Origin of the sequence: Oligoflexus sp. (assembly GCF_035712445.1) — a bacterium.
In the GTDB taxonomy this organism is placed as follows: domain Bacteria; phylum Bdellovibrionota_B; class Oligoflexia; order Oligoflexales; family Oligoflexaceae; genus Oligoflexus.
Genome location: NZ_DASTAT010000056.1, coordinates 24,080 through 42,509 on the forward strand (window position 1 = coordinate 24,080; position 18,430 = coordinate 42,509).

At 55.1% G+C, this 18,430-nt stretch carries 17 protein-coding genes; 6 read left to right on the forward strand and 11 right to left on the reverse strand.

Translation table 11 applies throughout. The features are described from left to right. Nucleotides 1–7 precede the first annotated feature (7 nt). The gene (locus VFO10_RS11545) at nucleotides 8–1,867 is read right to left on the reverse strand and encodes a hypothetical protein (RefSeq protein WP_325140193.1); all 1,860 of its coding nucleotides are present in this window, start codon (nucleotides 1,865–1,867) and stop codon (nucleotides 8–10) included. 59 nt (nucleotides 1,868–1,926) lie between these two features. Between VFO10_RS11545 and VFO10_RS11550 the strand changes: the two genes are divergently transcribed. From VFO10_RS11550 to VFO10_RS11565, 4 genes are read left to right on the forward strand one after another with little or no spacing between them, the layout of a single operon-like run. After that, a complete protein-coding gene (locus VFO10_RS11550) occupies nucleotides 1,927–2,694 on the forward strand; it encodes a motility protein A (protein WP_325140195.1) in 768 nt (255 codons plus the stop codon). A 12-nt stretch (nucleotides 2,695–2,706) separates the two neighbouring features. Next, the gene (locus VFO10_RS11555; RefSeq protein WP_325140197.1) at nucleotides 2,707–3,504 is read left to right on the forward strand and encodes a flagellar motor protein MotB; all 798 of its coding nucleotides are present in this window, start codon (nucleotides 2,707–2,709) and stop codon (nucleotides 3,502–3,504) included. Beyond that, nucleotides 3,497–3,814, forward strand: coding sequence for a hypothetical protein (locus tag VFO10_RS11560; RefSeq protein WP_325140199.1), 318 nt, complete (start codon nucleotides 3,497–3,499; stop codon nucleotides 3,812–3,814). The genes VFO10_RS11555 and VFO10_RS11560 overlap by 8 nt, the downstream gene beginning before the upstream one ends. 3 nt (nucleotides 3,815–3,817) lie before the next feature. Next, nucleotides 3,818–4,162 (forward strand): YkgJ family cysteine cluster protein, encoded by a 345-nt coding sequence (locus VFO10_RS11565; protein ID WP_325140201.1) that lies wholly within the window; start codon nucleotides 3,818–3,820, stop codon nucleotides 4,160–4,162. Between the two features lie 29 nt (nucleotides 4,163–4,191). On the opposite strand, the gene VFO10_RS11570 is transcribed toward VFO10_RS11565, so the two are convergent. From VFO10_RS11570 to VFO10_RS11615, 10 genes are all read right to left on the reverse strand, one after another. Further along, a complete protein-coding gene (locus VFO10_RS11570) occupies nucleotides 4,192–5,088 on the reverse strand; it encodes a hypothetical protein (protein WP_325140204.1) in 897 nt (298 codons plus the stop codon). Between the two features lie 127 nt (nucleotides 5,089–5,215). Further along, entirely contained in the window at nucleotides 5,216–6,403 is a 1,188-nt protein-coding gene (locus tag VFO10_RS11575) for a hypothetical protein (RefSeq protein ID WP_325140206.1), read from the reverse strand. A gap of 75 nt (nucleotides 6,404–6,478) precedes the next feature. After that, nucleotides 6,479–6,685 carry a hypothetical protein gene (locus tag VFO10_RS11580; protein ID WP_325140208.1) on the reverse strand — a complete coding sequence of 69 codons (207 nt, stop codon included), beginning with the start codon at nucleotides 6,683–6,685 and terminating at the stop codon, nucleotides 6,479–6,481. Between the two features lie 346 nt (nucleotides 6,686–7,031). After that, entirely contained in the window at nucleotides 7,032–8,594 is a 1,563-nt protein-coding gene (locus VFO10_RS11585) for a carbonic anhydrase family protein (protein ID WP_325140210.1), read from the reverse strand. A 121-nt stretch (nucleotides 8,595–8,715) separates the two neighbouring features. Then, complete coding sequence (locus VFO10_RS11590; RefSeq protein WP_325140212.1) at nucleotides 8,716–9,702, reverse strand: phosphoribosylaminoimidazolesuccinocarboxamide synthase; 987 nt, start codon at nucleotides 9,700–9,702, stop codon at nucleotides 8,716–8,718. Nucleotides 9,703–9,824: 122 nt separating this feature from the next. Continuing rightward, complete coding sequence (gene rodA / locus VFO10_RS11595) at nucleotides 9,825–10,967, reverse strand: rod shape-determining protein RodA (protein WP_325140213.1); 1,143 nt, start codon at nucleotides 10,965–10,967, stop codon at nucleotides 9,825–9,827. Continuing rightward, on the reverse strand, nucleotides 10,942–12,897 hold the full coding sequence (mrdA, locus tag VFO10_RS11600; RefSeq protein ID WP_325140215.1) for a penicillin-binding protein 2: 1,956 nt from the start codon (nucleotides 12,895–12,897) through the stop codon (nucleotides 10,942–10,944). Before mrdA ends, rodA begins: the two co-directional genes overlap by 26 nt. Further along, nucleotides 12,894–13,463: a hypothetical protein gene (locus tag VFO10_RS11605; RefSeq protein WP_325140216.1), complete on the reverse strand. Its 570-nt coding sequence runs from the start codon at nucleotides 13,461–13,463 to the stop codon at nucleotides 12,894–12,896. Before VFO10_RS11605 ends, mrdA begins: the two co-directional genes overlap by 4 nt. Before the next feature lie 2 nt (nucleotides 13,464–13,465). Continuing rightward, a complete protein-coding gene (gene mreC / locus VFO10_RS11610; protein WP_325140219.1) occupies nucleotides 13,466–14,353 on the reverse strand; it encodes a rod shape-determining protein MreC in 888 nt (295 codons plus the stop codon). A 132-nt stretch (nucleotides 14,354–14,485) separates the two neighbouring features. Continuing rightward, nucleotides 14,486–15,520, reverse strand: a complete 1,035-nt coding sequence (locus VFO10_RS11615) for a rod shape-determining protein MreB (RefSeq protein WP_141735649.1) — start codon at nucleotides 15,518–15,520, stop codon at nucleotides 14,486–14,488. Between the two features lie 339 nt (nucleotides 15,521–15,859). On the opposite strand from VFO10_RS11615, the gene VFO10_RS11620 reads away from it, so the two are divergent. Further along, nucleotides 15,860–17,452: a peptidylprolyl isomerase gene (locus VFO10_RS11620; protein ID WP_325140221.1), complete on the forward strand. Its 1,593-nt coding sequence runs from the start codon at nucleotides 15,860–15,862 to the stop codon at nucleotides 17,450–17,452. An 87-nt stretch (nucleotides 17,453–17,539) separates the two neighbouring features. Next, nucleotides 17,540–18,421, forward strand: coding sequence for an NAD(+)/NADH kinase (locus VFO10_RS11625; protein ID WP_325140223.1), 882 nt, complete (start codon nucleotides 17,540–17,542; stop codon nucleotides 18,419–18,421). Nucleotides 18,422–18,430 lie beyond the last annotated feature (9 nt).

Genomic DNA, 18,430 nt, shown 5'->3' on the forward strand with positions numbered 1-18,430 from the left:
GGCGTCCTCAAGGACTTTCAGGATCGCGGGCGGGGCCGCTGTGCTGTCTTTGGAAGATGCGGAGCTGTTCGGTGTATTCACCGCCCAGATATTCCTGCGAAGGCCCGAAAAGAATAATGAAAATATAGATGATGCCAAAGCCGATGATGGTCCAGAAGGCGATTTTCAATTCGCGTGGAATAGGTCCCCAGCTTCGGTCCGACTCATGAACTTTGCCGTCGGCCTTGACCTCCTCGGCCGAAGGATTGATTTCAATATGAGATTCCGGCTGGGATTCTTCCTTCCCTTCTGGCTGCTCCACCGGGGAAAGTTCCGTGGCTTCGGGGATGCTTACGGCCTTGGGTGCGGATACGGCCTTGCGCCGCGAGCCGAGGCTTTCCTCGATTTTCTGCTGATAGTAGTCGATCAGAAAGTCCTTCAGCCGCCGCCGCTCAGCCTGCCGGATATCGACCAGTAAACCATCAATCTTATAAGGGAATTCCTTAAGGCTCGCCTGGCTGTGGCCCTGGCACTCGGTGACTTTGAAGGTCACGCGCCGCCCCAGGGTGTTATGAAATAGCGGAGCTTCCAGCGCACAGATCCCAAAGCGGCCCAGGGGATAGCTGATCGCGAGCTGCGCGGCATCGGGATGAAGACGGGTTATCCGCGCAGGGATCGCGATATGGGCAAAGGAAATCTTATGGTTTTTCGGAATGAAGGTGACGCTGGCCTCGGTCTGCTCGGTTTTCCCCGCCTGCTCGATCAGATATTCATCCAGGTTCGCCGGCAGCTTCGGTGAGCGGAGCAGGCGAAAATTGCGGGAAATATCGGTGAATTTATCTTCCGTGACATGCGGGCCGACGATCAGGATCGGAATATCCGTGATCAGATTATCCAGCATCTCTTTGAACGCCGCGCGGTTCGGTCCCATGCACATGCGATCTTCGATGATGATCACATCCGGACCTATGTAGCGCGGCTCGTGAATCATATTGGTCTTATTCAGGGCGATCGACACCTGAAAGCGCTGGACATCCAAACGGCGAATCAGATCCCGGCGCAGTTCGGGCGAGCGGATGATGCAGTAGATGCGGTGGGGCGCAATGCGCGGCTGCTCCTTGAAAAAATCGAGCAGAAGATTTTTCTTGTCCTGCTGCGCCTTGGCGATTTCCCAGCGGCAGTGAAGGGCATCGGAATAGCGGAAGTGAAGATGCGTGGTATGATGAGCGAGCACCTTCAGCGTCAAATGATTGACGCCCAGAAATTCCGCAATGCCCCCGCCCAAGGTCAGGACTGTGCCGACCGGCGGTGTCAGGCGGCTTTCGAGCCACAGCTCCTTATCATTCATCCAGGCGATGCGCGCCGGCACATGCAGGGCGGAAATATTCTTCATGGTGATCTGGGGATAGGGTTCCGCCATGTCCGCAGCCTGACCCGATGAGGCGAAGGAATAGCGCCGGACCCAAAGGTCCGCGCTGCAGTCGATCGGTATAACATCCCGGAAACCCAGGGCTATCGCGCGATTTACGATATCGTTTTGATTTTGAGTGATGGAAAGGATAAAACGCACGCCCGCATATTCAGGATGCGAGGTGAGACGACCCAGAAGCTCGGAATTTTTCGCATCGATGAGGCTGTCATCGAGCACGATGGTATTCAGCCTGGCGGAAGGATAGGTCCGGGCCAGCGTTGGGAAGTCCGGTAAAACTTTGACGTCCACCTTCAGCTTTTTGAGAATATCAATTTTCTCCTGCATCGCAGGCTGAACTTCGGCACTGATCCAGTAGATTTCCCGACCTGACGTCATGTGGTCTCCGCATTCCTCGGCTTCCTTTCCATCGGTAAACATCGCGCCCAACATGAGCCCTGACGCCCTTTGTACAGTCATGCGCCCTTATGCTAGAATAAAAGAAACAACTCACTTCGACCCAGAAAGTAGGGTGGGCTATGGAACTTTCGAGTATCTTGGGCCCGATCATCGCGGTCGGTTCCATCGTTGCCGGTATCCTGCTCAAGCATGCAGGTGCCCTCATCCCGCAGATCGTGTGGAATCCGCCTTCGGTGGCCATCGTAATCGGTGGAACGCTGGGCGCTCTGCTTGTCGCGTATCCTCTGAATGACTTCATCAACGCCTTTAAATCGGTGGGCATTTTCCTGAAAAAAGGTGAACCGGATCGGGCCGAGATCATGGCGCAGATCATCGACCTCGCCCAGGTCGCCCGTAAGGAATCCATCCTGGCCCTGGAAAAGAAAAGGGATTCCATCACTTTTCCACCCCTTCGCAAAGCGGTGAAGCTCGCGGTTGACGGAACCGATCCCGCGGTTTTGCAGGAAACCCTGGAAACGGAAGCCCACTTCGAAATGGAAGAGGCCGAAGTCAACGTGAAGTTCTGGGAAGACTTTGGCGCCATCGCCCCGACCATCGGTATCCTTGGTGCCGTTATCGGTCTGATGAAAGTTATGAAATCCCTCGATAAACCCGAGGAAATCGGCCCTGGTATCATGGTCGCGTTCGTTGCAACGCTCTATGGCGTAGGGTTCGCGAATATCTGGGGCATCCCCGTGGGAAAGAAACTGAAAAGAAAAGCCATCCTGCATCACTATGCCTTTGAAATGGTGATCATCGGTATTGATGGAATTCTGTCCGGTCTGAACCCCAAGATCATCGAAGAGCGCCTGAAGGTCTTCACAGGTGGTCATGAGGAAGAAGGCTAAAAGGATTACGCTTTGGCTAAGAAGCAAAAATGCCCTGAATTCGAAAACCACGAACGCTGGCTCGTGTCCTTCGCGGACATGATGACCCTCCTCTTCGCGGTTTTCGTCGTTCTTTACGCCTTGAAAAAGGAAGGCGCGAGCGAAGCCAAGATTCAGCAGGCCGCCGTCTCGATCCAGGAATCCTTCAATGATGTGATGGAAGACATTCCCGAAGTCAAACGCGTCGGTCCCACCGAACAGGGCTTTGGTATCTTCGAGCACAGAAAGGGCGATCGGATTCGTCCGCCCATCGTGACGAAGTACCCGTCCGCCGATCGGCAGACCAAGGTGATTGATGCGGAAATGCAAAAGGTCGCCGAGATGATCAACCTTCGCCTTTATGGGAAGGAAAAGATCCGCGAGCTGGAAAAAAAGGGGCAGGAGCGCATCATCTCGGTGCAGAGGGATAACGATGGCTTTCGCGTGCGGATGCTGGCCACGCATTTTTATAAGCCGGGCGCTTATCGGGTCAGCCAGAAGGCGATTGATGATCTGAATCAGGTCGGCAAGATCCTGAAGGAACTCGGCCGCGATATAACGGTCGAAGGCCATACTGATTCCGTGCCGGCGAAGGGTGAGCTTTCGAACTGGGAACTATCGAGCCTGCGCGCGTCGTTCATCGTGCGGCATTTCATTGAAGAGCTTAATTTCTCGCCTGCAGTCGTGTCGGCCGCCGGATATGCGGATACCAAACCGATTGCCAGCAACGCGACGGAAGAAACAAGGGCCCTCAACCGGCGCATCGAGATAAAGGTGCACTATAATGAGTAAAGCCTGGTTCCAGCTCGGTTTCCTCGTCCTGCCGCTTCTAGCCGGCTGCGATCCCTATCACAAGGAAAAATGCGAATGGTACCTCGTGCCTGAACCCGAGCACATCGAGCTTGTGGAGCCGGGTTGGGTGTCCCTCTGCGCCCGTAACTACGTGATCAATAAGGAGCGCTGCTACCTGAAGAGCACGCTCGAATTCGCCAAGGAAGTCAACGGCAAGCTGATCCGCCTCTCCTCTTTGAAAGTAGCAGAAACGGGGCCTTACCCCCGCGAAATCTTAAGCGTGAAAACCTGCAAGCCTGATAAGGAATAAGTCGTGAGACGCACGAGTGGGGATGGGGTGCCTCAGAAGGGGCGCTCCTGTGGGAGCTGCACGCTCTGCTGTACGCAGCTTGAGATCGAATCCAAGCCCGGGTATTCCACCCGCCTCGACACCGCCGAAGACATCGCCAAGCCCGCGGGGAAGGCCTGCCCTTACCTCACGGCCCGCGGCTGCAGCATCTACGAGGTGCGGCCCCTGGTCTGCCGGCAATTCGCCTGTGATTGGCTCTTGGGGGAAAAAAAATTCGGACCCGAAGACTCCCCGATGCACACGGGTCGAATTGGGGTCCGAGGTGTAACTTTACATTTTCATAGCCACACGCGGTCGAGCGGCTTTTGATAGCCGCGGCAAGCCCCGGCGTCATCTCATCACTGACAGCCGCAAATCCTCTTGTTCCCAATCCTCGGGAACTGCGTGGGATTCGTATCCGACTTATCATAAACCACACGTCCATCCTGCTCTTCAAAGCAGCCCATGCCGCGTGCGTTCAGCGTGTCGCCGAAGTCAAAATTCTGCGAACCACGGATCTGCGCGAAAAGATCGTGACAGGCCCGCTTGTTGGCATCTTCATCAACATTATTCCCCGCACCGAAGCGCGAAGTCACGTAAGGATGCGGCGCAAGGCCAGCCTTGCCGCAGTATTCCGTACAGGACGATTCCACGGGTACAAAGCAGAACCCGTCGACCATGGCCCCACCCAGGCACGAAGTGGTTCCCGTTCCGGCTGCAGGCGTTGGAGCCGCAACAGGCACAGGCGGCGGCAGAGGCGCGGTTTCAATGCGCACGGTCTGGCCGGCTTCGTTCGGATAGGAATAGCCGTAGATACTGTTACGAGCCACGCTGGTCAGCGTGGTCTTATCCGCACCTGCGAAGATAAAGTTCACATCCCAGGCCGCGAGGTTCGTGGCCACGACTTTGTTGATCGTCACGCCATAAGGCGAATCCGGCGGCAGTCGAATATCAAAACGCTTCCACGCATCGGCCGAGGTCATGACCCGCACGCCTTCGCTATCAGTGGTGATACAACCCACCTGGACGTTATCGTCTTCGACGTTAAAGGGCGAACAGTCCACCAGATATCCCGGCACGCCCGTGCCTGACTCGGTCGGACGATCATTGGCTTTCGTGTCAGGATCAAGAGCGATCGCCTGACTTGTCGACTTGGATTTTTCAGTTAGGTTGAAGCTCTTCTGCGTGCATGCATGTGTTGCAAACACGAGCCCGAGAGCTGCCAGCTGAATTGTCACCCTGTCTAACACTTGCATATGCCACCTCATGGTCACCGGATCGGCATTTTTTGCTTCTACCTTGACAAAATTTTTTATGCCGCTGAAAACACTGGATTCTTCCGTCCGAATGGGAACGGAAAATCGGGACCATGGAGGTTTGCTCCTAACTCTTTTGAAGCCAATTCACTTCCAGAAGGTCCGCAGCGAGGCGCAGGACATCGGCATCCCGGCCTTCGCTCAACTTCAGACTGATGGATTTATATTCATAGAAGGCAATGGCGGCGAGCTGGTAATGGCGACTGCGGTAGAGCCAGCGGGCGAGCGCGTTCCACACCAGGATCTCCTGGTCTATATAATAGAGGCCCGAAATCTTCGGCAGGATTTTTTTGATATCCGCAAGGCGCTTGGCGAAAGGAATCTCGCTATCATAAGCCTCTTCAAGCGACTGCGTGATGGCGAAAAGCTGGGCATTCTTCGGGGATTCCATGACCCGCGAACCGACGAGCCGGCTGATTTTCGGCAGGCGCTCCAGCCATTGGGTTTTCTTATGACCCGCGGCCCACAGATAGAGTTCGAGCTTATAAGAACTCGAATAATCCGATTTCTGTTTGCGCAGAAGGCTCATCATCTCGGTCAGGTCACCCGACAGGCTCGATTCCAAACAGGTCTGTTCCCAGGTCAATTCCTGGCGGCAGCTGGGGTCGGTGACTTCGGAATCCACCGCTTTGGCTTTTTCCAGACCGGCTTCCAGCTGGCCGGAAATGCGATGCGACTTCACGATCCAAACGCGGATCGTGTCGGTAACCTTGGAATCATCACAGTCGGCAAGGGCACGATCCAGAAAATGAAGGGCCAGCGAAGCATTGCCAAGGCGCAGGGCGTAGATGCCCATACCCAGGTTCTGGCGCGCGGTGTGCTCCTGGGGCATGATGGCCATCTGCGCTGCAAGCTGCCGTTCCCAGAGTGCCTGCAGGATCTCGCTATTCGAATGATGGATGTCGCTAATGATCGTATGCAGCTCGGAATAAAGAAACGAGACCTGGGTATGACCGGGTTTGACGCCGGCAACCCTCAGGATGGCCTGACCGAGGTTCGAAAGGTCCTGAATCTGGCGCTTGCCGAGCCCTCCATGGCGATCATGATGCACAAGGGCCGAGACGATGAAGATGAAACGACGCAAAAGCGCATCCGAATCCTCGGAGGATTCCAAAAATTGGATCTGCTCCAGAATATAGTTCAGACGTTCGGCTTCCCCGGACTGCTGGAGAATCTGATCCAGCTCGACCTTGATCGCGCGCTTCGTCTCGTCAATCGCGGTTTTTTTCCAACCTTCTCGACCTTTACGGGTCATGCCTCGGGCTCCGGATATTTTTTACGTCAGATGTTAAGTCGGACGAGGTGGGGGTCATACTTTATGGAGAAAATTTTAAGGGAGCGGGATGATGGAGAAAAGACCGGAAAAGCGGTCCAGGAGCGGGATAGCAGCTTCCAGCAGAAAAAGAGGCTCTGGACAATTGCCCTGTGATTTCATGCTTCTATGAACGTAGGCCGTGAATTCCGAGCCCATCTTGACGAGCTTTCGTCTGATCAGACGCCGATAGTTCCAAAGAATCAAAGACTTGAAGCCTGTCACAGCGATTCCTCTCGCTCGGCTTTACAGCCGAATTTAGTCCCGTTTGGGGGAACTCCCGGAAATCTCAGCACGGACGGCCGCGGCACGAGACGTGAAATAAGAGAGGCAGGGTTACACACGCACGCTAGGTCTTCCCAGGCAACTGGGAAAATATAGATGAAAGGACTGTAATGAAAAAGGAGTTCTGCAACAGTGTTTCCTGGTTTTAGGATCTCGTGACGTCATCATCGTCGCAGTGATGACGCTCAGTCGTCCCCTATCTCGGTGTAGTGGTTTCTTCAGGGGTGCTTCATCCTCAGCCTGCGTCGCATCAGGCTGAATTAACGGATGAGGCACCTTATCTTTTTTACGGTCTGCGATAATTCAAGGGCTGGGCCGGCCGCGCATTCATCGGATATTTCAATTTAAAACGATCAATCTGCTCCTGAGAGAATTTCAGGGTCGCATGCAGCACGTTCCAGTTCACTTTCTCACTGCAGGGCGGTGTGGTCAAGGAACCGGGATAGTGGAACGCCGTGAGCATCGTCGGCAGAAGACGGCGCAGATCGAGCGTGACGTTATAAGGTTTGATCGGCTCTTTGGCCTTCACAGGCATATAATCCCAAACAGTCTGATAACCCGCGTGGGCCTTGCCCGGATTGATAAAGGCACCGATCACGGCCAGCTCGCCCTGGTCATTGGCGTGAACGAAATGCACTTCCATCTGGTAAGGACGGTTCTCGACCAGATGCTCGCTCGGTGTATGAAAGTGGAACTGTTTCAATTCATAACGGCTGCCACCAATAAGCGCGTAGTTGCCACGCTCGACATTCACCTGAACCGTGTGACCATTGTCCACGACCTGGAAGGTGCTCGGTTTATAATCGAGTTCGATCGCATCACGGGTGGGCCATGCGTTCATAATATTGATGGGGCTTTGCTCCAAACCCGCGCTGCAGGTCTTGAAGGAGGCATCCAAATCACCCCAATGCTCGGGACCTGCCTCGCCTGCATAGTCCCAGTGAGATCCATGCGCAGCCGGGGCCTTGGCGGCCAGAGCCATTTTATGTTTGCCTTTCTTATCAGCCTTGGGTTTATGAGTCGCCACAGCTTTGGCCCGCAGCTTTTCCTTCTGGGTCGCAGACAAAGTGCGCGGCGCAGGTTCTGCTTCCTCATGCTCTTCGTCGGCCGTTTCCTGGCGCAGGGCCTTCTGAAGACGCTCGTCGATTTCATCCTCGTCGCCTTCAGGCGCGGCATGGGCGGCCATCTTCACTTTTGCCGAAGGCTTAGGCTCGGATTCATGGCTGATTTGAATTTCATGGGTCTCATCATCGTGACCGGAAGGCTCGCCTTGGGAACTTTCCTCGCTCGTGACTTCGGCTTTCTTATGCGCAGGAGCATGACGGTTTTCAATCGCAAGGTCGCCCTGCATGGTGATGCTGGGGCGGAGCAAAGGATAAAGGCTGCCAAAGCCCACCAAAAATCCGGCGAGCGTGGTCATCAGAAGAGCCGGGACGGGCTTTTGATGATAAAGAAGCGCGGCCATCAGCGTAAAGCCTGTGATCACCACAGCTCCAAGGCCGCCTTGATGCACGAGTTGCATGCGACTCGCCACGTCTTCACCTGGAACCAGAAGAGGCAGGACCACGGTGGCGACGAGGTAAGCCCAGAGTCCACCGCTAAAGAAAAAAGCACTCAGACTTTTGAAAAGACTGTCATGCAGGCGTCGCCAGAAAAAGCAGAGCGAAAGACCAAGACCGATGAAGCCGAGGGTGGTGGACTGCGTCTGCTGATCGATGCCGGTCAGGCTGATGGTGGACTTCATGCCTTCCAGGGCGAAGATCACGATCGCAAAGAGAACACTCATAATTATATAGGTCGGTGTTCCCTGATCCTGCTGCGAATGGTGATCCGAATGACCCTTTGCCATTTCACGTACTCCTTTAAGGGGCGCTCACCCGCTTGTGAGGGGCATCGGTGAAGACACTCAAGGAGTTTAAGGCAAGGCCCCTTACAGTTCCGTAAGGGGCTATTCGCCATTTTTTTGGGGATTAAACCAGAGGGGTGCGGGTCAAAGGACCGACGCTCATAAGCGGGCGTCCTGTCAGCGTTTCTGCGACCTTCAGATAGGTTTCGGCCAGCGCCACAAGGCGGCTGACGGGTACGGTGGGAACCACGCCCTGCCCGCTGAAACCCTGCTCTAAAAGATAACGGCGCACGGTTTCCTTATCGAGCATCTCGGGGGCATCGCCGCGCGCGAGATTCGTTTCATACGTGCTCTTCACCCAAAGACGCGAGGAATCCGGCGTGTGAATTTCATCGATGAGGCGGATGCGGCCCTGACCATCGCGACCGAATTCATATTTGGTATCGACGAGGATCCAGCCTTTTTCCGCATATTTTTGCTGACCAAAGCGGAAAAGATTGAGCGCCATCCGCGAGATCTCCGCCCATTCCTCACGCGTGCAGACACCCTGGTCGACCAGCTGCTCGGGCGTCGCGTCTTCATCATGTTCGAAAGCGGCGGCCTTGGTGGTCGGTGTGATGATGGGTTCCGGCAGGGAGCGATAGGGCTCCAGGCCTTCCGGAAGTTTCACGCCACAGAATTCCCGCACACCTTTTTGATAGGCACGCATCATGCTGCCGGCCATGTATCCACGCACCACCACTTCCACCTTATAAGGCGTGCAGCTGATGCAGCGGAGAACGCGCTCATGCGGGCGCGACAGGTAATGAGTGGGCACCACCTCCGCAGCGGCTTCCAGCCAGTATTGGGAAATTTCCGCGAGGATGGTCCCTTTATAAGGCACAAGGCCGATGAAGCGATCGAAGGCCGAGAGGCGATCGGTATGATAGATCAGAAGCTCATCATCGGTGCGAATGAGTTCCCGCACTTTGCCGGCGTAAACGGCCAGGTTTTTTTGCTGGAATTCCTTTTTCTCTGAATCAGAAAATCCCTGGTAAGCATGTTCGGTGACGGCTCGGTCGGGGTCGCTGCTATGAGCGATTTCTTTGAGCAATTCGCGAATGGGCTTCACGTGCGGTCTCCTTTGATGGGTGGCGCTATTTCCCTATCAGAAGAGGAGGAGACGCACAAACCGCTAAAACAGCGTGGGTACGCGACGCCGCCAGCACGGAGCCTAAACCATTGTTTTTATTCTTATTTACGACCACCCAAATTGTTGCGGTTGATCGAAATCAGAAGGCCAATCGAAGTACAGACGGTGAGCATGGCCGAGCTTCCATAGGAAAAGAAGGGCAGCGGGATGCCCACGACCGGGAAAATCCCCATAACCATCGCCACGTTGATCGCGAATTCGAGGAAGAGGAGCGCGCCCAGGCCCACGGCCAAAAGACCGGAAAAGGTATCCTTGCTGTGCTTGGCGATATCCAGGGCGATGTAGGTCAGAAGGCCGAAGCCCATGAAGATCAGGACGCTGCCCCAAAAGCCATGCTCTTCAGAAAAGACCGAGAAAATAAAGTCCGTGTGCCTTTCGGGAAGAAAGCGAAGATGGGCCTGCGTTCCCTGCATGAAACCCTTGCCGAAGAGCCCGCCGCTGCCGACCGCGATCAAGGATTGCAAGGCGTGATAGCCGGTATTTTGCGGGTCAAGATTGGGATTCAGAAGGTTGAGTATCCGCAGCTTTTGATAGGGCATGAGCAGCGTGTTCCAGCCGACAGCCGCGAGAAAGGGCATGGCCAGGAGCACAGCTGCAATCGAGCGCATATCAATGCGGATGAAGGCCAGCTGACAAACTGCGATCAGAAGGCAGACGCCTGCAGTCCCAAAGTCGGGCTGCGCGAAGATCAAGGCGAAGATCAAGCCCATCATCATGATCAAGGGCATCAGATCGCGGATGCGATAGGGTGAATCCTGACGGTTGGACGAGAAAAAACGGGCCAGGAGCAGGGCCATGCCGAGCTTGGCGAATTCAGAAGGCTGAAAGCTGAGCGGCCCAAGGGAAATCCAACGCTGGGCACCACCGGCCACCCGACCTGTGAAAAGGACGACGACGAGCAGAAGGCAGATCAGAGCCACGAAATAGTAGGTGTAGGCTGCCACCTGGCGTATCGAGATAATCCAGCCGAAGATCACAAACGCGCTGATCGTGATCACAAGGTTCCGAGTCTGGGCCCAGAAAAATCCGGCGCCGACACTAGCGCTGTAAAGGTTGGTGAGGCCGATCGCCAAAAGACCACAGAAGAGAAGGATCAGAAGCGTAATCTGCGGACTGCTCGGTTTTTTCAGGTCGCCTTCGGGTAGGAGGAAGACGCCATCAGAATGTTTTCTCTTGCTTCTCATTGCTTGTGGCCTCGGCTGCTGCAGGTTTTTTATCGACCTGATGGATATCCTTGTTGGCGGCTGCGAGTGCAGCTTTTTCATTTTTCAGACGCCAGTACGCTTCGATAATCTTGCCCGCAACCGGAGCTGCGGAACGACCACCCCCACCGACCATATCGTTCTGACTGACGATGGCCACCGCGATTTCCGCGTTTTCCACCGGAGAAAAGGCTGCGAACATCGCATGCTCTTTCCAGTTCATGGACACGTCCGCCTGGTTGCGGTTTTTCTTCAAACTGACGACCTGGACCGAGCCGGTCTTACCGGCGACCGTGGTGCCCGGCACATTCGCATTTTTACCCGTGCCTTTGGGATCCATGACCACCGCCATCAGAACATTGCGGAGGATCTGGAAGGTTTCCGGTTTGATCTCGGCGACCTTGCGTATCAGTTCCGGCTGATGCTCGTAAACGGTCTCGCCCACATGGTTGGTCACGCGGTTCACGACATAGGGCCGGAAGACCTTGCCGCCGTTGGCAATCACGGCATAAAGGTTCGCCATCTGCACCGGCGTGATCAAATCGTAGCCCTGACCGATCGAGATGTTCGGCGTATCCCCCGCGGCCCAGGGGAAGCGATGCACCAGCATCTTCCAGGCCGAGGTCGGAATCAAACCGGGGCGTTCCATGTTGAGCTTAATGCCAAGGGGCTGCCCCAGGCCCAGGGCCTTGGCGTATTTGGCAATGCGATCGACGCCGAGTTCCACGCCGACCTGATAGAAGTAAACGTCACAGGATTTCATCATCGCGAGCTGCAGGTTCACCGTGCCATGACCACGGCGTTCGTGGCAGTAAAAGCGGCGATTTCCCAGCGTGAAATGACCTGGGCAATGATAGGTCTTATAAGGATCGACCACATGCTCTTCCAAAGCGGCCATGGCCACGACCGGCTTATACACTGATCCCGGAGGGAATTCCCCGCCTGTGGTTTTATCGAGCAGGGGTTTGAAAGGGTTTTCGGTCAGGCGGCGCCAGTCTTCACCAGACAGTCCGCTTTGCATTGCGCGGGGATCAAAACCAGGCTCGCTGAGCGCAGCCAGGATCTCACCATTCTGCGGGTTCAGGACAACGACCGCTCCGTTTTTACCGGCAAAGGCTTCGCGTGCGGCTTTTTGCAGTTCCTTATCCATGGTCAGTTCAAGGTCGGAGCCGGGAATGGCCGCGACGCTCGGATACTGCCAGCCGTTTTCTTCAAACGACTGCGTCTGCCGGCCGAAGGCATCGACCTGAATCAGTCGGTATCCACGGCGTCCGCGCAGGTATTTTTCCCAGCGGGCTTCCAGGCCCTGCTTGCCGATCAGATCGCCCAAAAGATAGGGGTTGTCCGGGTTCTGAGTATTCAGCGTGTCCATGGCTTTCGGATCGATTTCCCGCAGATACCCGATCACATGCGGCGGCACATCCGGGCCATAGTCCCGGCGCGGCGAGGTGCGGACTTCGATGCCGGGCAAAAAGATCTTGTTGGCTTCGATGATGGACACTTCATGCTGCGAAAGATTCCGCTTCAGCGTGATCGGCAAAAACTTGGGCTGGCCCTGGGCCATTTCCAGGCGATGCTCGAAGCGTGCGGTCGGCACATGCAGAAGGCGCGCCAGGACCTTGAAGGTCGTATCCCGATCGGAAACATACTGGGGGATAAATACGAGGTCAAAAAAGGGCGAGTTGCCCAGCATCACGTCGCCGTTGCGATCGTAAATAATCCCGCGGGGCGCCGGGATCTCGATGCGGCGCACACGGTTGCGCTCGGAGATATCCTTATAATATTCCCCTTTATAGATCTGGACGTACCAAAGGCGGAATAAAAGGCCGCTGATCACGCCAAGGATCGCGATACTCGCCCACATGAAGCGGGATTCGATCAGCAGACTTTCCTGTTTATGTATGCGGGTCATTGCGGTACCGGCTCCTCGGCATCAATCGTCATCCATTCGCGGGAAAGGTACATGCCGTAGCTGACAGTCACGAAAAAGCGGACGACCTGCTGCGCTATGTAAGTGGGCTGATGGAGTGAGGCCGTTTGCAGAAAGTTAATCACAAACACTTCGAAGAGTATGACCCAGAGCGAAGCCAGGGCATACGACACAAGCCATGGCGTTTTGTAGCGCCAGGACAGAGCGGGACGGACCAGGGAAATGACATTGGCCAAAATCCAGTAGGCGCAGAGATAAAGTCCAGCGGGTGCCGCCAGACGGGTTTCCAGTATCATGGCGCCGACCAGGGCCAGAATATGCGCCTGCAGCGGTCTTTGCCGGATAAACGTGATCACGAGCCAGGGCGTGATGAGATCCAGATAGCCGAGCGAGCCCAAAAGATAAGGCAGGATCGTGATCTGAATAAAGCCGATGATCAAAAGAAAGACGACATCCTTGGTCAGGCTGCCGGTGTTGGGGCGCGGTCGCCACCGTCTCATGGTGCGACGCATCCGGGTCAAGGCATCACGGCGCTCGAGGATGTCCATGTTCAGCCACCCTTTTGCTCATCAAATGGTTTGTCCAGCCACGACTCGCCGGCTGTTTCGATAATTTTCTGGAGTTCCTGATCATGATTTTCCAGAACGATCACTTCCTCGATCCGATCGAAATCAGTCCAGGGTTCCACAGTGATGGTCTGGGAAATATTATCGGATTCATAGCTGATACGCACGACTTTACCCACGGGCAGGCCTTTCGCAAAACCGCCGATGATGCCCGAGGTGATGAGAGTATCCCCGATCCGCACTTCCGCCCGGCGATTCAGCTTTAAAAGAGCATGCGTATCCGCGCCCTTCAGCACGCCGCGGACGCGGGTTCTTTGCAGGAGCACGTCCAGGTTGAAGTTGGCGTCGACCAAAAGATGCACGTCGGCAAATTTCTGTCCGGTCCGAATCACGCGGCCGACCACGCCTTCCGCGGTGACGACGGGCATGCCCACTTTCACGCCATCACGCTTGCCCTTGCTCACGCGCAGCGTTTTGAAACTCGGATAACTGCGCGCGCCGATCACTTCCGCGACCAGATGCGCCCCTTGAAAATGCTGGGTGAAACCTAAGAGGTTTCTAAGACGGGCGATCTCCTGCAGCTTATCTTCATAATCGAGGAGTTTGGTCTTCAGAACCGCGACGTCCGATTTCAGCTGCGTGTTTTCCTTGGCCACGCCGGTCAGGGCAAAATAATGATTCCAGACCCGACCGACAAAGCCGCTGCCGTTATCCCAGACATATTCAAAGGGATAAAGAATTTCCTGCGCCACGAGCGTCAGTGTCGATCCTGTGCTCCAGGGATTCAGAGCTGAAGAAAAGAAGACGAAGGGCGACAGAAGCGATGCCACCAGGACTAACCGCCAAAAAAATCTGGCCTTGCTTTTCGCCATGGACACAAACTCCAGGATCGCGTCGGCCCCGAGGGGGCAGGCATGGAAAACGTGGGTGAAGGAAAGGCTCAGGGGAAGCCCACTGAGCCGTACATTGACTAAAAGTCAGTCATAAATGAGGAAGAACCGTGCTCAGCGCAGGGCCACGTTGCTCAAAATATCAATCTGATCCAGCGCCTTGCCGCTACCCAGCACGACGGCTGTCAATGGGTCTTCGGCAATCATGATAGGCAATCCGGTCTCTTCGCGCAAAAGAATATCGAGGTTCTTAATGAGAGCGCCGCCACCGGCGAGAACAATGCCCTTGTCCACGATATCAGCAGCCAGTTCGGGAGGCGTTTTTTCAAGGGCGATGCGAACCGTTTCCACAATGGTATTGACGGGTTCGGCGATAGCTTCGCGAATTTCCTCGGAAGCGACTTCGATCGTTTTGGGAATACCAGCGACCAGATCGCGTCCTTTGACGTGCATGGTCTGAATTTCATCATCGGGATAGGCCGTGCCGATCGCGATCTTGATCTGTTCCGCGGTCCGCTCACCGATCAGGAGGTTATACTTTCTTTTGAGGTAGTTGACGATGGCTTCGTCCATCTTGTCTCCACCCACGCGCACCGATTTGGAGTACACAATACCCGCCAGCGAAATCACCGCAACTTCCGTGGTTCCACCGCCGATGTCGACGATCATGTTACCGCTTGGCTCGGAAATAGGCAGACCGGCGCCGATGGCAGCCGCCATGGGTTCTTCGATCAAATGCACTTCGCGCGCGCCGGCGGATTCTGCCGATTCTTTAACAGCGCGCTTTTCCACTTCTGTGATGCCGTAAGGTACGCAGATGATGATACGAGGTTTCACCATGGTCCGGCGATTGTGGGCTCGCTCAATGAAGTAGCGCAGCATGGCTTCGGTAATTTCGAAGTCTGCGATCACTCCGTCTTTCATGGGGCGAACGGCGACGATGGAACCAGGGGTCCGGCCCAGCATGTCCTTAGCTTCTTTGCCCACTGCGAGTATTTTCTTCCCTCCGCGAACGTCCCTTTGCACGGCGACGACGGAAGGCTCGTTCGTCACGATCCCTTTGCCTTTGACATAAACAAGAGTGTTGGCGGTTCCCAGGTCGATAGCCAAATCATTCGAGAACATTCCAGCCAACCAGTCGAAAATCATCCCCTATCTCCTGTTTCCTAATAAACGATTTCTGTCTGCAGCTTATTATTAAAGCACGTTCTTGCGCATCCTCCAAACAAAGAAAGGGCCTGACCTGAAAATTTTCGAGATCGTCGGAACCAGCGCTGTCTTCGCCCCGAGACGATCACGTGGGTCTTCAGAATTTGCCACTGCTTTGGGCAGAGGAATGCAGTCACGGAGAAGCCACAAAATCCTTGCAATCCATCTTAACGGCGCTCTCTGACTATGGTAAAGGTAGTAGCTTATCTAGTGCGCATGGGTAAATTGCGTCAAAAAGTACAGAATCAACTCTCAGCGTTGGGGAAAAAGGGGTCTAGGATGCTTAAGTGGAAGAGAACGACGGACTTGGACGCCAAGTCGCTTACGAAGTCTTGGCAGTCTTATACCGTTTTGATTTTGGCCATGGGGGCCATGCTATTCTTTGGCGTGTGCCAGCCTCATGAAGGCGGGTTCATGCCTCCGAGTGGCGCCGCTGCCTCCGTGGACGGCATCAAAATCAGTTCGCTCGACTTCCGTCGTTTGCACAGCAATATGACAAACCAGTACCAGCAGCAGTTTCGGGACCAATTCGATCCGGTCGCGATGGGTATTTCCCAGCGTGTGGTCGATCAGCTGGTGGATTCCACGGTCCTTTATGTCGAAGCTACAAAAAACGGCATCTATGCCACCGACGATGAAATCGAAAAACTGATCGTCGAAGGCGAATATTTCAAGAACGAGAAGGGCGTCTTCGATCCCGAGCTGTTCAAGCGTTACCTGAAAAGCCAGGCGCATACCGAAGCGAGCTTCACCGAAGAAATCCGCAAAAACCTGGTCGTGAATAAATTCCGGAGCCTTCTGTCGAGCACCTACCGTCCTTCGGAAAAATTCGCGGAGATCAACTATCTGATCGACGAATCCAAGGTGAACGTCGAGTACCTGCGCCTGGATCCGAACACCATCCCGGTGAAGATCGACCAGGCGGAGATCGACAAGTTCATGAAGGAAGGCGGCGAAGCCAAGGTCAAGGAATACTACGAGAAAAATCAGAGCGAATTTAACCAGGACAAGAAGGTCAAGGCTCGCCATATTCTGATTGGCTACAAGGAAGCCCGTGCGGCGGCCGGTGAGGCGGCGAAACGCACGAAGGACGAAGCCAGGGCCCTGGCGCAGAAAGTGGCGGCGGAAGCCAAGGCCAAGAGCGGTGAATTCGCCAAGCTGGCGGAAAAATACACGGACGATCCGAGCGGCAAAACCAAGGGTGGCGATCTCGGCTTCTTCAAAAAAGATCAGATGGTCAAGGAATTCTCGGACGTGGCCTTCGCCATGCAGCCGGGCGCCGTGAGCGATGTGGTCGAATCGCCCTTCGGTTTCCATATCATCAAGGTGGATACCGTCCAGGAAGCCAAGTCGGTTTCGTTGGCTGAAGCTCAAAAAGAGATCGCGGAAAAGCTGATTGCACGCGACAGAAAACCAGCTATCCTGGCGGAAAAAGTCAAAGCTCTGCAGGCTGCTCTGAAGGAAGGCAAAGGTCAGGAGCTGATGCAGGAACTCGGCGTCTCGTGGAAAGAAACGGGCGATTTTAACCTCGGCTCCCGCGTGATCCCCGGTGGACTCGGCTCGGACAAGTCGGTTCGGCAGGCGATCGCCGGTCTGAAGAACCCAGGGGACATCAGCCCCGAAGCCGTCAACGTGAATGGAGTGCAGTATATTCTGCGTCTGAAGTCGAAAACTCCCGCCGATCCGGCTAAGCTGGATGAAGCGAAGCGCAAGGAGCTGGTCGAAGGCGCCAAGTTCATGGAGTCGTATCCGCTCTTCAATAGTATGACCACGCAGATTCGTAAGAAATACGAAAACGATGGAAAAATTTATAAGAATCCGCAATTTGTCCAGTACGATGCTTTGCTGAACAGCAAGACACCAACTGAGTAACATAGTTCCGACGGAAGCTCTGTGGTATCCTGTCAAAAAGTCTCAGACAGATGCTGCGGAGCTTTTTGTATTTCAAGCGAGTCGCCCATGACCAGCGCTTTGATCATTCGAAAACCGACGAATCTGGAGCAGCATCAGCTGCTTCAAGCGCAAAGCCTTGTGGCGGCGACGGATCCAGCCTATTTGCAGCTGGTGACGCGCGCTCATGATGAACATTACGCCTGCCTCGCTCTTTTAAAAGAGAGCCTTCTGAAGCATAAAATCACCTTCCAGGAAGCCACGCGCGGCGATCACTGGCCCCAGGGTGACTTTGATGTGGTCATCGCCCTTGGGGGTGATGGTACCTTGATCACCGCCAGCTACGGACTCCGACCCGGATATCCTTTGATCGGGATCCGCTCGTCCTCGGCCAGCGTCGGGTTTCTTTGCGCCGGTGATCAGAGCAATGTGGGTGATGTGATACGGCGCTATGTGGAAGGTCGTCTCATGTATGTCGAACGGAAACGTCTCAGCGCGCAGATTGCCCGCGCCGCGGGACCTCAGGAATCCATTCCGACTCCCGCTCTGAATGACTTTCTCTTTGCCGCCGCCAGCCCGGCTGCGACCACGCGCTATCACATCGGTTTTCAGGGGCGCGTCGAGTCCCATCGTTCCAGCGGCATCTGGATTGCCACGGCGACCGGCAGCACGGCTGCGATCGGTGCAGCCGGCGGCGTGCCGATGGATGCCGGTGATCAGCATCTGCAATTTCTGGTACGCGAGCTTTATCATCGCAAAGAGGAAGGGCTCGTGATCACCCATGGCTTTGCCGACCCGGCCCATGATGATTTTTGGATCGAAAATCACTGTCCGGCCGCGATTCTCGCGCTCGATGGCGAAAAGCAGGTCATCAAAATCAATTTCGGAGATGTGATTCGCTTCACGCATGCCGAGCCGGTTCGCGTCGCCGTGCGTCCCAATTCGGATTGATTCGGTTAT